The following is a 14270-nucleotide window of genomic DNA, read 5'->3' as shown; positions in this document are numbered from 1 at the left end:
GTGTGTTCGGATGGTCTCCAGCGCATTGTTCAGGGAGACACAGCAGTTGGCATCGTCCACATAATCGGTTGTGACCGAATTTATTGGACATCCTGAACCAGGTTGTCTGATATTTAGGAATGATCTCCACTGGCTCGTCCAAACCGCGACATCCGCTCTCCTCCGCCGCAGCAGTGCTGGCGGAGAGCGCCGACGACGCCGCCTTCGCCACGACGCTGGCAAAGGGGCTCGTCGTGCTCGAGGCGTTCAAGGCCGGGAGCACGCTGCTGGGCAACATGGAGCTGTCGGCGTTGACGGGCATCCCGCGCCCGACGGTGGCGAGGCTGACCCATACCCTGGCCGAGCTTGGCTACCTCCGTTACGACGCCGAGCGGGCGAAGTACCGGGTCGGTGCGCGGGCGCTGCGGATGGCGCATCCTCTGCTCGCCGGAATGCAATTCCGCCAAATGGCGCGGCCCATGATGCAGGAGCTGGCGCACAGCGTCCGCGGCACGGTCTCGATCGGCCTGCTCGACGCCACCTCGATGATCTATGTCGAAACCGCGCGCTCCGGCGATGTCGGCCCGCACGTGCCCGACATCGGCATGCCCATTCCCGTCGTGATGACCGCCATGGGCCGCGCAGCTGCGTCGACCTTGCCGCCGGCCGATGCGGACCGGCTGGAACGGAACATCGCCGCCGAGGACGCCGGGCTGTGGTCAGCGGTCCGCGACAAATACCGCGCCGGGATCGCGCAATGCAAAAGCCGTGGCTTCTGCACCTGCTGGGGCGAGTACATGGCCTCGATCCATGCCGTCGCCGCGCCGCTGTTTCATGCGAGCGAATCGAAGCAGTCGTTCTCGATCAATTGCGGCATCCCCGCCTTCCGGCTCCAGCCGGGACAGCTCGAGAGCGAGATTGGTCCGCGCATCGCAGCGCTCGCCGACAGCATCCGCGCCATCGTCGGGCAGGCCGAATCCACGACGCCGCCGCGCAAGACCAGGAAGATTACAAGCGCCGGGAAATGACATGGCTGGGCCGCTCGAAGGATTGAAGGTTCTCGACATCGCGACGATCATCGCCGCGCCGTTCGCTGCCACGCTGCTGGCCGACTACGGCGCGGACGTGCTCAAGATCGAGATGCCCGGGCACGGCGACGGCGTGCGGTCGTTTCCGCCGTTCAAGGACGGCAAGCCGCTGTGGTGGAAGGCCGCCAACCGCAACAAGAAGTTTGCCACGCTCGACCTGCACACACCGGAAGGACTTGCGCTGTTCAAGCAGCTCCTTCCACGCTTCGACGTGCTGATCGAGAATTTCCGCCCGGGAACGCTCGATCGCTGGGGCCTTCCCAAGGAGGTGCTGTGGTCGATCCAGCCGCGCCTCGTGATCCTGCGCGCCACCGCCTTCGGGCAGAACGGCCCCTATCGCGAGCGCCCCGGCTTTGCCCGCATCTTCGAGGCCATGGGCGGACTCACCTACATCACGGGGGAGAGCGACGGCGAACCGACCCATCCCGGATACCCGATCGGGGATTCGATCGCGGCCTGTTCGGCGCCGTCGGCGTGCTCGCGGCGCTGTGGAAGCGGGCACGCGACCCGAACGCTCCCGGCGAGGAGATCGATCTTTCGCTGACCGAAGCCACCTTCCGCCTGCTCGACGTCCTCGCCATCGAGCACGACCAGCTCGGTGCCGTTCGAGGGCGGATCGGCAACGCCAACGGCTATTCGGCGCCGGCCGCCGTGTTTCGCACCAGCGACGATCACTGGGTGACGCTCGCAGGTTCGACCAACGCCCTTTTTGCAGCGAACTGCCGGGCGATCGGACGTCCCGACCTCGTCGACGATCAGCGCTTTGCCACCAACGACCAGCGCGTCAGGCACGCCGCCGAGCTCAACGACATGTTCGCGGCCTGGTGCGCCGCGCATCCTCTCGACGAAGTGCTCGCGAAATTCAACGCCGCGCAGGGAACGCTGGCGCCGATCTATTCGATCGATCAGATCGCCGACGACCCGCAGGTGAAAGCGCGCGAGGTGATCACCCGCGTGGCCGATCGGGATTTCGGCACGGTTGCCATGACCAATGCCGTTCCGCGCTTCACCGTCGACCCCGCGCGATTGCGCCACGCCGCCGGAGACATCGGCCAGGACAACGCCGAGGTCTACCGGGATTGGCTCGGCCTTTCGGAGCAGCAGATCGAACAGCTCACCCAACGAAAGGTGATCTGAGGTCGGAAGACCAACAATAGAAGACCAACAACGAGAGGGAGGACGAAAACAGTGGCATCGTTCAAGGTCACACGCCGAACCCTGCTGGGCGCAATCGCAGGCGGCCTTGCGGCAGGATCAGGCCTGGCGGCGCATGCCGAGGACATCTGGCCGTCGCGCCTGGTGCGGCTGATCTCGCCCTACGGGCCCGGCGGCTCCAACGACATCTCGCTGCGTTTGCTCGCCGAAGAGTTCGGCCGCAGCCTGCATCAGCAGTTCATCGTCGAGAACAAGCCGGGCGCCGGCACCCGCATCGCCAACGATATGGTCGCCCATGCACCCGGCGACGGCTATACCCTTCTCTACGTCGCGGCCCCCTACGCGACCGCCGAGGCGCTGTTCGGCAAGCTGACTTATGACCGCAAGGATCTGCAGCCGGTCGCGATGGTCGTGGTTGCGCCGCTATTCCTCATCATCAGCGCCGATGCGCCGTTCAAGACGCTCCCCGAGCTGATCGCCTACGGCAAATCGAAACCGGATGGGCTGACCTTCGCCTCGCCCGGCGCCGGCTCGCAGCCGCATCTGGCCGGAGAGCTTCTGTTCCGCGACGCCGGCGTCAAGGGTCTGAACATCCCGTTCCGGGGCGATGCTGCGTCCTACACCGAGCTGCTTGCCGGCCGCGTTGATGCCACGCTGACGGCGCTGCCGACCGCCCTGCCCTACATCCAGAGCGGCAAATTCACCGTGCTCGGTGTCGCCTCGCCCCAGCGTAGCGCGCTCTACCCGCAGGCGGCGACGCTGCGCGAGCAGGGCTTTCCCAACGTGGCGGCCGCCGGCTGGTACGGCTTCATGGCGCCGTCCACGACGCCGCGCGCGATCATCGACAAATTCCAGGCCGAGGTTCTGCGCACGCTCGCCGAACCCGCGATCAAGGACAAGCTAACCGCCCAGGGCCTCGAGGTGCGAGCCGGCACCGCGGCCGAGTTCGGCCAATTCATCGACAACGAGACGCAGAAGTGGACCGGGCTGATCCGCGACGCCGGTCTCAAGGGCGAATGAGGATCGAGAGGGACCGGACATGAAAAGCACTGTTCTCACCCGCATCGCGGCTTCCGCGCTGCTTCTGTCGCTCTCGACCGCGGCAGCGCAGGCGCAGAAGAAATACGACACCGGCGCGTCCGATACCGCGATCAAGGTCGGCCAGACCGTGCCGCTCAGCGGCCCGGTTTCGGCCTATGCCGTGATCGGCAAGACCCAGGCCGCCTACATGAGGATGATCAACGACCAGGGCGGCGTGAACGGCCGCAAGGTCGAGCTGATCCAGTACGACGATGCCTATTCGCCGCCGAAAACCGTGGAGCAGGTCCGAAAGCTGGTCGAAAGCGACGAGGTGCTGCTGACGTTCCAGATCATCGGCACCGCGCCGAACGTCGCCGTGCAGAAATATCTCAACGCCAAGAAGATCCCCCAGCTCTTCGCCGCAACCGGCGCGGCGCGCTTCACCGACCCGAAGAACTTCCCCTGGACCATGGGCTTCAACCCGTCCTACCTCGTCGAGGGGCGGATCTACGCGCAGTACCTGCTGAAGAACCACCCGAACGCGAAGATCGGCGTGCTCTACCAGAATGACGACCTCGGCAAGGACTATCTCGCCGGCCTCAAGGCCGGCCTCGGCGACAAGGCGAACATGGTCGTAGCCGAGACGTCCTACGAGATCACCGAGCCCACCATCGACTCGCAGATCCTGCGGTTGAAGGACGCGGGTGCCGACGTGCTGTTCAGCGCGACGACCCCGAAACAGGCGGCCCAGGCGATCAAGAAGGTCGCGGAGATCGGCTGGAAGCCGCTGCACATCATCGACATCAACGCCTCCTCCGTCAGCGCCGTGCTCAAGCCGGCGGGACTCGACAATTCCAAGGGCGTGGTCAGCGTCGGTTACGTCAAGGATGCCGCCGATCCCGAATGGAAGGACGACCCCGGCATGAAGCGCTACCTCGCCTTCATGGCCAGGTACTATCCCGACGGCGACAAGGATTCGAACCTGAACGTCTATGGCTACATCACCGCGCAGCTGCTGGTGCAGGTGCTGAAGCAGTGCGGCGACGACCTCACCCGCGACAACGTGATGCGACAGGCGGCCAATCTCAAAAACGTCGTGCTCGACCTGACGCTGCCGGGGATCTCGGTCACGACCACGCCGACCGACTACCGCGTCAACAAGCAGTTCCAGATGGTGCAGTTCGACGGCCAGCGCTGGCAGAAACTCGGCGAGATCGTGACGGACGAGGCGAAAGAGTGAAACGGCGAAACGCCGGCTCGGTGGCCGCTCAATACACTCCCACCCGGTGGCCGCCGCTGCGCAAACGATCGTCGCTCTCGTCGAGATGGCGCTGGTATTCGGAGATCGCACGGTTGGCCATGCGGATCCGGTTCGTCTGTCCCTCCTCGACCATCACCGTGATGCGCTGCGCCAGGAACACGCAGGCATCGAATTCGTCGCGGACGGCGCCCGTACGCGCGAGAAAGTCCCAGGCGATTTCGTAGGCCTCTTCCGCGGCCGGATTGCGGTAGTCGCTGAAGATGATGTGCGTCATCACTGCCAAAGCCGGAGCGCGGCAATCGTTCCTACCGGTCGGCGGCAGGCCGGGCGCGCGAAAGGCCATCAGCCGCCTTGGACAGCCGATGGTATATTCCTGCCGAGGAGCGCGAGAAACCGCGCGGGCTGGCGGTTGATTTGACTCAGGATGGTCCTGTAGCGGCTCCGATGGGCGCTTCGTCGATCGTCAACGCCCGCGCTCCCATCGCGCGCGCCTCACGTCATCCGACCGGAAGCGGACCTCGCGACTCCGCGCGTGTTCCGCCGAAGGACCCGACGCTAACCTGCGATAGCAAAACATTAAGCAGGTCGTTCACGGCAGGAACGTCGAGCTCGACCGCTGGTTCACAGCAGCGTGCGGCCCTCATCGCGGCCCAAGGAATTGCTGATCTGATGACCAACGCTCCCCCGACCGCCGGCAATCTCTCGATCTCGCGTCCCGGACACGGACGGCCGGACAATGCCTCCGATCCCTACTTCATGCGGATCCGCGACGACCTCGCGGACAAGGGCTTCTTCACCGCAACAGCGGAAGAGCTGATCACATGGGCGCGCACCGGGTCCTTGATGTGGATGACGTTCGGCCTCGCCTGCTGCGCGATCGAGATGATGCAGATGTCGATGCCGCGCTACGACGCCGAGCGGTTCGGCTTCGCGCCGCGGGCGTCTCCGCGGCAATCCGACGTGATCATCGTCGCGGGCACCTTGACCAACAAGATGGCGCCCGCCTTCCGCAAGATCTACGATCAGATGCCCGAGCCGCGTTACGTGATCTCGATGGGATCCTGCGCCAACGGTGGCGGCTACTATCATTATTCCTATTCGGTCGTGCGCGGCTGCGATCGCGTGGTGCCGGTCGACATCTATGTGCCCGGCTGTCCGCCCACCGCAGAGGCGTTGCTCTATGGGGTGCTGCTGCTTCAGCAGAAGATCCGGCGCATGGGCACGATCGAACGCTAGACGGCAAAGATTGCAGCCATCGAACGGATCGGATATGACGCAGATCCCGCTCTCCTCCGCGGCGGAAGCCGAGCAAGCCGCATTCGACTTCGACCGCAACGACGATACAAGGCAGATCGTCCCCGACGTCGCATACCGGCAGCTTGCCATCGTCAACGTGATCTTCGTCGGCTTCGAAGGTGCCGGCGACGGCAATTGGGTGCTGGTCGACGCGGGCATTCCCGGATCAGCTTACGCCATCCGCTCCGCCGCCGGCGCGCGATTCGGTGGACAGGGCCGTCCGGCCTGCATCGTCATGACACATGCGCATTTCGATCACGTCGGTGCACTCGAGACGCTGGCGAACGAATGGGACGTCCCGGTCTATGCACATCACGCCGAGCATCCCTATCTCGACGGCACGCGAAACTATCCGCCGGCCGATCCGAGCGTCGGCGGCGGGCTGCTCGCCCTGCTCTCTCCGCTGTTTCCGACCCGGCCCGTCGACGTCGCATCGCGCCTCTACGACCTTCCCGTGGATCACACCGTGCCCTTTATGCAGGATTGGCGATGGGTTCCTACGCCGGGCCATACGCCCGGCCATGTCTCGCTCTGGCGAGAGCGCGATCGTGTCCTGATTGCCGGCGATGCCTTCATCACCACCCGGCAGGAATCTGTCTACGCGGCGATGACCCAATCACCGGTGATGCATGGACCGCCGATGTATTTCACGCCGGATTGGGCGAGCGCGAAAAGCTCGGTGCGCCAACTCGCCGCGCTCCGTCCCGAGGTCGTCGTGACCGGCCATGGCGCGGCGATGCAAGGATCCGAGATGCGCTCCGCACTCGATGCACTTGCCGAACGTTTTGACGAAGTCGCGATGCCTCCACATCGCCGAGCATAGGAACAGTCGCCGCCGCGCACAATTGGATCATCGTGAACCTCAAGGAGAAAACGACATGCGTAAGACAGTTCTGACGATCTTCACCGCGGCGATGCTCGCCGGCGCTACGGCTGGCGCGGCGTTCGCGCAAGGCGCGGGTGGCGCTGGCGGAGCCGGTGGCGCTGGCGCGGGTGCCGGCGCAGGTGCGGGTGCCGGCGGCGCTGGGTCCGGAGCAGGCTCGGGCAGCGGCGGTGCGGGCGCAGGGAGCGCCGGCGGCGGTGGTGGGATCACGCATGTGGAGCGTGGCGGGCAAGGCGCCTCCAGCGCCCCGGGCATGCGCAACGAAACCACTCCGCCATCCAACGGCACAACGCGCCGCTAGAAGAGCGCGGTCGCGCTCACCCGGGCCGATCCTCTTCGAATCGTGCGCGCGAGAGCAGCCCCGGCGAGTCCTCCCCGCGCCGGGGCTGCATCCGTGTCCGAACCGCTGTGGCCGGGTCCAAAACGTCTCATATTGGCTGCGAGAGTTGGACAGTCCCGCTCGAGTGCGGCAGATGCAGGCGGTACTAACGCGCTCACGCGATCCGCCGGCTCCCGCTGCCCCGGCATTTCCGGGGCGCAACCTCGTCGCGCGCCCGGAATGACGGCGCGGCTCTCAGACCTTCAGCCCCGCGACATACGCCGCAAGCTTGTCCAGCGTCTGGTAGCCGTATTCGACGGCGCCGAAGCCGATCATGCCGTCGCGCTGCTCGGTGCTCGAGGCCAGCTGGCGCATCATGAGTACGGTCTTGCCGTTGCTCTGCTCGGCAAAGGTGACGGTGAAGCGGAACATGCCGGGATCCTCGTCCTGGTCGACGCCGTGGTCCATCTCCATCAGAGACGGCCGCTCGATGCGGCGGAAGCGCATCCGGTTCGGATAGACCGTGCCGTCGGGACCGATCATGTTGAAGCGCCAGACGCCGCCGACGCGCACGTCGATCTCGAAGGTCTCGACCTTGAATCCCTTCGGCCCGAACCATTGCGGCAGATGCTTCGGATCGGACCACGCCTCGAACACCAGATCGCGCGGCGCGTCGATCACGCGCGACATCACGATCTCGCGGTCGAGCGACCACTGCGACAGGGCGGGATTGGCAGAATTCGTCATCACTCGGAACCTTTCCGTTTGGCTGTTCGGGACGGCCGCCTGGCGGCAGCCCTCTCCTTCTCTTTCTTGAGCTTCATCACATAGGCCTCGAACCGATCGAGCCGCGCCTCCCAGATCGCGCGCTGCTGCTGGAACCAGTCCTCCGCGCCGACAAGCGCATCCGGGCTGAGACGGCAGGTGCGCACGCGGCCTGATTTCTCCGACAAAATGAGCCCGCTCGTCTCCAGCGCGTGGATGTGCTTCATGAAGCTCGGCAGCGCCATGTCGAAGGGATCGGCGAGCTCGCCGACCGACGCCTCGCCGGCACACAGTCGCATCACGATCGCCCGCCGTGTGGGGTCGGCAAGCGCTGCGAAAATCTGGTCGAGGCGGGACGATTGGTTAGCCATGAAGCTAACTATACACCGAGACCGACGGGCGTCAACAATTGTTAGCTGATTGGCTCAGTTTTGGAGCCAGGATCGAGCTACGCGCACCTCAGACCGAGCGCGTCAGCCCGCCGTCGACGCGGATGTTCTGGCCGGTGATGTAGGCGGCGCCGTCGGAGGCCAGGAACGAGATCGTCGCCGCGATCTCCTCGACCTTGCCGTAGCGCTTCATCGGCACGCTGTCGCGGCGCGCGTCCTGCTGCGGCAGGCTGTCGATCCAGCCCGGCAGGACGTTGTTCATGCGGATGTTGTCGGCTGCATAGGCGTCGGTGAAGATCTTGGTGAAGGCGGCAAGCCCTGCGCGGAACACCGCCGAGGTCGGGAACATCGCGCTTGGCTCGAACGCCCAGGCCGTCGAGATGTTGATGATGGCGCCGCCCTTCGCCTGCATCAGCGGCGTCACCAGCCGCGTCGGACGGATCACGTTCAGGAGATAAGTGTCGAGGCCGGCATGCCACTGCTCGTCGGTGATCTCGGTGATGGGCGCACGCGGCCCGTGCCCGGCGCTATTGACGAGCACGTCGATCCGCCCCCACTTCGCCATCGCAGCGTCGACGAGGCGCTTCAGATCGTCATTCGACTGATTCGAGCCGGTGACGCCGCAGCCGCCGAGCTCGGCAGCCAGCGCCTCGCCCTTGCCGGAGGACGACAGGATGGCGACGTGAAACCCGTCTGCTGCCAGCCGCCGCGCAGCCCCCGCCCCCATGCCGCTGCCGCCGGCGGTAACGAGTGCGACCTTCCCTGCTGCCATGACCGATCATCCCTGTTGTTGAGGCGAGCCGCAGGCTCGGCCTATCATGAGGCCTTCTACAGCCAGACCTGTCGGCAGGTCCATGGTCGAAGGCATCCATCATGAGCGACTTGAGATGAGTGATTTGCAGATCCGCAACCTGCGCCCCGACGAAATCGCCCTCGCCGTCGACTGGGCCGCGGCCGAGGGCTGGAATCCGGGCCTCGCCGATGCCGCCTGCTTCGCGATCCCCGATGCGCTGGGCTTCTTCGTCGGCGAGATCGACGGCGAGCCGGTCGCGACCGTCTCCTGCGTCAATTACGACGACCGCTTCGCCTTCCTCGGCTTCTACATCGTGCGCGAGCGCTTTCGCGGCGCGGGCCATGGCCTGCGCCTCTGGAACGCGGCGATCGCGCATGCGGGCGCGCGCGTGATCGGGCTCGACGGCGTCGTGGCGCAGCAGGACAATTACAGGAAATCGGGCTTCCAGCTTGCCTACGCCAATATCCGCCACGGCGGCGTCGTGACCGTGCGGCCGAAACCGTCTGCCGAGGTCGTCGCCCTCGACAAGATCCCGTTTGCAATTGTTGAAGCCGATGATGTCACCGTCTTCCCGGCCCGGCGCAGCGCCTTCTTGCGCGCCTGGATCAACACACCCGGTCACGTTGGCCGCGCGTTGCTGCGTGACGGCAAGCTCGCCGCATGGGGCGTGATCCGTCCGTGCCGGACGGGCTACAAGATCGGCCCGCTCGTCGCCGACGATCGCGCGGCGGCGGAGGCGGTTGTGCAGGCCCTGCTGGAAAACGCGGGCGGCGGCGAGGTCTTCCTCGATGTCCCCGCCGTCAATCGCGAGGCCATCGCGCTCGCGGCCTCTTTCGGCCTCAAGCCCGTGTTCGAGACGGCGCGGATGTACACCGGACCGATCGCGCCGCTTCGCATCGACCGTGTCTTCGGCGTGACCAGCTTCGAGCTGGGCTAGTTCAGTAGCAGCGCATGATGTTGACGGTGTGCTCGCTGCCGCCGCGGCCGGGCACCGTCACCTGCTCCGTCGGGCAGCTCGGTACATAGGGGCGGTCGGACGGAACGACGTTCGGTGGATAGCGATGCGTCCAGTCCCAGGGCACATCATAGGTGTAGGTGTAGCGCACATCGGTGGAGAGCGGCTGGCTTGGATCGGCGAAGGGCTGGCTGTAGCCGGCGCCGTCGTAGAAGAAGCCGCCGCCGCCCGGCCAATAGACCCAGGGGTTGCTCCGCCGATGGAACCGGGCGCCCGGCCCGATCGGCGCACGTGCTGCGGCCCGAGGCGCGGCGGCTACGACGCCGGGCGACGCGGCGCCAGCGGGTCTGGCAAGACTGTCACTGCAGCTAAGGAGCAGCGCGGCTGCGCTGAGCGAGGCGAACAACGCCCCAAGTGATCTGGCAATCATGATACGCACCACACTCGTTTGGCTCTGCGATAGCGGCTCCCCGCGAGAGGCTAGGCCCGGCCGACGCCCACCCGCAAACGTATAATTAATCATTGGTTAAGGCACGAGGTTAACGGGGAACATGGTGCGGCAGAACGCCCGGGATTCTTATCTCGTTTCAGCCATTCCGTTCCACGGCGTGCGCTTCATAACCAGTTGATCGGAGTTGACCGCTCCCGGCCCATACGTCCGGAACGCTCCCGCATCGCAACCGTTGGCCCCGGCACAAGCAAGGAGCATCTCCAATGCAGAACAAGTCGAAACTCCTATGCCTGATCACGGCATCGCTGGTCGTGGGCACCGCGGCCGCCTCGGCGCAGGGCTACGACTGGAACGGACCACGCGTGGGCTCGGACCGCACGGCCCCTTACGAACCGGTACAACCGCGCGCGTACTATCCTGACGTCGTGGGGCCCTACGGCGCGTTCAATGGCACCAACCATCCGACGCCGAGCTCGACGCAGGGCGATGTCGGCCCCGACGGCAACAACAACGGCACGCTGACCGGCAGCTATCGCTGGTAAGGCCGATTGACGCGAGGCCCACCGTCCCGCTGCGGGCGGTGGGCCTTCGTACGTCAGCGGCCCTGCTGCTTGCGCAGCCAGTCGAGCAGGTCCTGCGGACTTCCGCTGCCCTGTGTCACGATGGCGGTATTTCCGCCGCTGCGGCGATAGACCGTCGTGCGCCCGGGCGCCTTCTCGATTCTCACCTCGGCCTGCGCCGGATCACCGCTCTGGGTGATGACCGACGATCCGTTCTCGTCCTGGACCACCGTGGTGTGACCGTCGCCGGCTCCGGCCGGCGCCGTCGCAACCACGGTCATGAGTCCCAGTCCGGATGCGAGCACAAGCAACTTCATGTCACGCCTCCATCATCGGCCGAACTGGAAGATCGCCAGCCAGTTGAAACGCCCGAACTGCCGCACTGTTCCCGTGTTCATGTCTCCGATCTGGAGCAGGAGCGCGTTGGTGGAATTGCCGATCTGGGTGATCCCGGCGGTATTGCTCACCCCGGACTGACCGATCACGGCATTGGTGATGCCGCCGACCTGGATCACGTTGGCATAGTTGCGCGTGCCGTTCTGGACGATGGTCGCGTCCGCCGTGCCGGTCCCGCCGACCTGGATCACCCGCGCGATGTTGATGCGGCTGTTCTCCTCGATCGTGACAGGCTGGACGCTGTCGCCGAACTGCACGACCGTTTCGATGCTCACGTTCCGGTTGGTCACGCTTCGCTGGACGGATCCCGCGGAGGCCTCCGTCGCCACGCTCCCGGCGGCGAGTGCCGCCATCATCACCAGAACATGCCTGCCGTGTCTCATCGCAATTCGCCCCGCCCGGATTCTGTGGCTTCCGGCTCGCGCCGATCCTACGGACCGCTCTGGTTGACCGTCGACGTGTTGACCGCGCCGAACTGCGCGACGGATCCTGAATTCATGGCGCCGAGCTGGGAGAGCAGGCTCGACGCCGACTGGCCGACCTGGCCAATCGAAGCGGAGTTGAAAATTCCCATCTGGCTGACCGACGCTGACGTCGTCCCGCCGAACTGGAGTATCCCGACGACGTTGGTGGTCCCGGCCTGCACGACGGTACCGCTCGTGCTACCGCCGACCATGAACAGGCCAGCCATGTTGAACTGGCTGCTCTGGTTCACCGTGACGGGAGCACCGCCAACCGACACGATGTTCCTGAAGTCGAAGGTCTGCGCCTGCACCGAGCCTATCTGTGTGCAACAGACGACAAGAACCGCCATACTTGCGGCTGCGAAAAACTGATGCTTCATGGCAGGCCTCTGCGATGTTGCCGATACCAGGAATGCCCCCCCCATCACGGGGTCTGCTGAAGAATCGTCGATCCGTTCAAGACGCCGAGTTGAGACAGAAAGGCCGCGTTGTTGCCGCCGATCTGCCCGATCAGGCTCGTGTTCGAGCCTCCGCTCTGCCCCGCCAGCGCGAAATTGCTGATCGCGGCCCCCGCCAGCCATCCTCCCTGCCCGATCGTCAGCGAGTTGACCGAAGTCGATGTCCCCGCTTGCGAGATGGTCGCCGAGTTGATCGTGCCGAACTGCAGGGTGGTGGCAGTGTTGCTGGTGCCGCCGCTCTGGGAGATGACGGAGCTGTTCGCTCCGCCGAATTGCAGCACGCTGGCCGAATTTCCGGCGTTGGCTCCGCCAGCGGTCAACGCGCTGAGGGTGATGACCGTCGCCATGACAAATTTGACACGCATTGGATGTCCTCCGCAAAGAATAGCGGCCGTAGATCCGCCTCCGGTCGGGCGGCTGTGCGGTGTCTTCCAGGCGCCGCCCGGACGCGCAGCGCTGCTGCGCGCCCAGGGCGGTTCAGGGCTGGCTCAATGCTGGTTGATGACGCTGGTGTTGCCGAAGAGGAAGATCGAGTTCTGCCCCACGGTTGCGCTGTTGCTCGGCGGCAGCAAGGGGAACGAGCTCTGAGAGATCGAGCTGTTGTTGCCGCCGAAGGCGTTCTGCAGGGTCGTGGCCGTGTTCACGATGCCGCCAGTCTGGCTCACCGTGCTGACGTTGTTGAGGGACGGAATGCCGAGGCCCTGCGAGGTGGTCGCCGAATTGAAGAAGCCGATCTGGGTCGTGCTGGAGCTGTCATTCGTCACGCCGTTCTGCGTCACGGTCGAGGAGTTTGCGCCGCCGACCTGAACGGTGGTGGCGGTGTTGGCCGCGTGAGCAGCGGACGAGAGAGCGAACACGGCGACGGAAGCGAGAAACAATTTGCGCATGGCTAATCCCTTTTCTGCCAAAGTATCTGACCAGGAGTGGCGATGCCGGTCGTCGAACGCACCGACATCATGGGATTACTGTGAACTGATTGGCCCCGAGGCGACAGACTGCAGTTCATGCTAGTCCGGACCGACTAGATTCGCGCGGCGTCAGTGCCCTGTGGCGTGAAACGAAGAATGCACCGCGCCAACGCGCGCAGCGTCTGCCTCCAGCCCCATGCTGTCGATCAGCCGCACCACCTCGATCGGCGTCCGCAGCTCCAGCTTTCGCATCATCCTGGCGCGATGCACCTTCGCCGTCACTTCGCTCACGCCAAGTCGCGCCGCGATCTGCTTGGCGATGAGCCCTTCAGCCATCAGCAGCATGATCTCGCGCTCTCGCGCCGTCAGCGTCTCAACACGCTGGCGGGCTTCGCGCATGGCATCTTCGCGTTCGAGCCGTCTGCGATCGCGCTCGATGCCATGCCTGATCGCATCGAGGATCTCCTGCTCGCGAAAGGGTTTCGGCAGAAACTCGACCGCGCCGCGCTTCATGGCCTCGACCGAGATGCGGACGTCGGAATGGCCGCTGATGAAGACGATCGGAATGGGCACGCCTGTCTCGGCGAGCCGGCGCTGAAGCTCGAGGCCGGTCGGCGACGTGCCGGGAAAGCGCACATCGAGCACGAGGCACGAAGGCCCGCCGGAAATATTCTCCCCGAGAAACTCTTCCGTCGAGGCGAACAACTTCACCTTGTGTCCAGTTTCCTCGCAGAGACTTCCGATCGCAGTTCGAATCTGAATTTCGTCATCAACGACATAAACCATGGCTTGACATGAACTCATGGCAACGGACTCCCCGGCTTGGGTCTCGATAGGCAAGCAACGAGCCATCCATTCTTCTCGCAGGCGAAGACAAGGTGCTTGGGTAAAGTCGCAGGGATCGGGCGAGTCGCATCCGTCCACCGGTTCGACCTCTTAGGGCCAACATCCGCTCACCACCAGTGAAGGCGTTCACATATCGAGCTTCGTGATTGGAGAGAGTTGAGCTCGCCACTGTGCGCATCGCGGCGGCGCGCGATGTCGAGAACGCGGCCATCCGGTGTATCGACTGCTGTATCGCCAGCTGCGTCATGCATCATCACTCACGTGCCGACCAGAACGCCGGGCAC

19 protein-coding genes and 1 pseudogene are annotated in these 14270 nt (G+C 65.0%); 9 read left to right on the top strand and 11 right to left on the bottom strand.

All coding sequences use genetic code 11. The annotated features are described in order from the left end of the window. Positions 1–119 precede the first annotated feature (119 nt). The 4 genes and pseudogenes from XH87_RS33780 to XH87_RS33765 all read left to right on the top strand — a co-directional run bounded on the left by XH87_RS33780 (position 120) and on the right by XH87_RS33765 (position 4482). On the top strand, positions 120–1007 hold the full coding sequence (locus XH87_RS33780; RefSeq protein WP_271590538.1) for an IclR family transcriptional regulator: 888 nt from the start codon (positions 120–122) through the stop codon (positions 1005–1007). Between the two features lies 1 nt (position 1008). Beyond that, positions 1009–2204 (top strand): annotated as a pseudogene (locus XH87_RS33775) (CaiB/BaiF CoA transferase family protein). A 51-nt stretch (positions 2205–2255) separates the two neighbouring features. Then, the gene (locus XH87_RS33770; protein WP_271590537.1) at positions 2256–3242 is read left to right on the top strand and encodes a tripartite tricarboxylate transporter substrate binding protein; all 987 of its coding nucleotides are present in this window, start codon (positions 2256–2258) and stop codon (positions 3240–3242) included. Between the two features lie 19 nt (positions 3243–3261). Next, a complete protein-coding gene (locus XH87_RS33765; RefSeq protein WP_271590536.1) occupies positions 3262–4482 on the top strand; it encodes an ABC transporter substrate-binding protein in 1221 nt (406 codons plus the stop codon). A 28-nt stretch (positions 4483–4510) separates the two neighbouring features. Here XH87_RS33765 and XH87_RS33760 read toward each other — a convergent pair whose 3' ends face one another. Next, entirely contained in the window at positions 4511–4777 is a 267-nt protein-coding gene (locus XH87_RS33760) for a hypothetical protein (protein WP_271590930.1), read from the bottom strand. Positions 4778–5172: 395 nt separating this feature from the next. Here XH87_RS33760 and XH87_RS33755 point away from each other — a divergent pair, with 395 nt between their 5' ends. From XH87_RS33755 to XH87_RS33745, 3 genes are read left to right on the top strand one after another with little or no spacing between them, the layout of a single operon-like run. Beyond that, a complete protein-coding gene (locus XH87_RS33755) occupies positions 5173–5739 on the top strand; it encodes a NuoB/complex I 20 kDa subunit family protein (protein WP_271590535.1) in 567 nt (188 codons plus the stop codon). Between the two features lie 34 nt (positions 5740–5773). Further along, positions 5774–6622, top strand: coding sequence for an MBL fold metallo-hydrolase (locus XH87_RS33750; protein ID WP_271590534.1), 849 nt, complete (start codon positions 5774–5776; stop codon positions 6620–6622). A 55-nt stretch (positions 6623–6677) separates the two neighbouring features. Further along, entirely contained in the window at positions 6678–6983 is a 306-nt protein-coding gene (locus XH87_RS33745; protein WP_271590533.1) for a hypothetical protein, read from the top strand. Between the two features lie 273 nt (positions 6984–7256). On the opposite strand, the gene XH87_RS33740 is transcribed toward XH87_RS33745, so the two are convergent. The 3 genes from XH87_RS33740 to XH87_RS33730 all read right to left on the bottom strand — a co-directional run bounded on the left by XH87_RS33740 (position 7257) and on the right by XH87_RS33730 (position 8927). After that, positions 7257–7748, bottom strand: coding sequence for an SRPBCC family protein (locus XH87_RS33740; RefSeq protein ID WP_271590532.1), 492 nt, complete (start codon positions 7746–7748; stop codon positions 7257–7259). Further along, a complete protein-coding gene (locus XH87_RS33735) occupies positions 7748–8137 on the bottom strand; it encodes an ArsR/SmtB family transcription factor (RefSeq protein WP_035714708.1) in 390 nt (129 codons plus the stop codon). The genes XH87_RS33740 and XH87_RS33735 overlap by 1 nt, the downstream gene beginning before the upstream one ends. 88 nt (positions 8138–8225) lie before the next feature. Continuing rightward, a complete protein-coding gene (locus XH87_RS33730) occupies positions 8226–8927 on the bottom strand; it encodes an SDR family oxidoreductase (RefSeq protein WP_271590531.1) in 702 nt (233 codons plus the stop codon). Between the two features lie 115 nt (positions 8928–9042). Between XH87_RS33730 and XH87_RS33725 the strand changes: the two genes are divergently transcribed. Then, positions 9043–9885 (top strand): GNAT family N-acetyltransferase, encoded by an 843-nt coding sequence (locus XH87_RS33725; protein ID WP_271590530.1) that lies wholly within the window; start codon positions 9043–9045, stop codon positions 9883–9885. A 1-nt stretch (position 9886) separates the two neighbouring features. Here XH87_RS33725 and XH87_RS33720 read toward each other — a convergent pair whose 3' ends face one another. Next, positions 9887–10333 carry a hypothetical protein gene (locus tag XH87_RS33720; RefSeq protein ID WP_271590529.1) on the bottom strand — a complete coding sequence of 149 codons (447 nt, stop codon included), beginning with the start codon at positions 10331–10333 and terminating at the stop codon, positions 9887–9889. A gap of 284 nt (positions 10334–10617) precedes the next feature. On the opposite strand from XH87_RS33720, the gene XH87_RS33715 reads away from it, so the two are divergent. Beyond that, complete coding sequence (locus XH87_RS33715) at positions 10618–10896, top strand: hypothetical protein (protein ID WP_035714698.1); 279 nt, start codon at positions 10618–10620, stop codon at positions 10894–10896. 53 nt (positions 10897–10949) lie between these two features. Here XH87_RS33715 and XH87_RS33710 read toward each other — a convergent pair whose 3' ends face one another. The 6 genes from XH87_RS33710 to XH87_RS33685 form a co-directional block, all read right to left on the bottom strand. Next, positions 10950–11231, bottom strand: a complete 282-nt coding sequence (locus XH87_RS33710; protein ID WP_271590528.1) for a hypothetical protein — start codon at positions 11229–11231, stop codon at positions 10950–10952. A 12-nt stretch (positions 11232–11243) separates the two neighbouring features. After that, on the bottom strand, positions 11244–11693 hold the full coding sequence (locus XH87_RS33705) for a curlin (RefSeq protein ID WP_271590527.1): 450 nt from the start codon (positions 11691–11693) through the stop codon (positions 11244–11246). Between the two features lie 47 nt (positions 11694–11740). After that, positions 11741–12154, bottom strand: a complete 414-nt coding sequence (locus XH87_RS33700; protein ID WP_271590526.1) for a curlin — start codon at positions 12152–12154, stop codon at positions 11741–11743. A gap of 44 nt (positions 12155–12198) precedes the next feature. Continuing rightward, complete coding sequence (locus XH87_RS33695) at positions 12199–12579, bottom strand: curlin (RefSeq protein ID WP_271590525.1); 381 nt, start codon at positions 12577–12579, stop codon at positions 12199–12201. Between the two features lie 141 nt (positions 12580–12720). Next, a complete protein-coding gene (locus XH87_RS33690; RefSeq protein ID WP_035714683.1) occupies positions 12721–13119 on the bottom strand; it encodes a hypothetical protein in 399 nt (132 codons plus the stop codon). A 150-nt stretch (positions 13120–13269) separates the two neighbouring features. After that, positions 13270–13944 (bottom strand): response regulator transcription factor, encoded by a 675-nt coding sequence (locus XH87_RS33685; RefSeq protein ID WP_035714681.1) that lies wholly within the window; start codon positions 13942–13944, stop codon positions 13270–13272. Positions 13945–14270 lie beyond the last annotated feature (326 nt).

The sequence above is a fragment of the Bradyrhizobium sp. CCBAU 53415 genome (genome assembly GCF_028128735.1).
Taxonomy (GTDB): domain Bacteria; phylum Pseudomonadota; class Alphaproteobacteria; order Rhizobiales; family Xanthobacteraceae; genus Bradyrhizobium.
The sequence above is the reverse complement of the archived record's forward strand: the minus strand, read 5'-3'. Positions and strand labels throughout refer to the sequence as shown.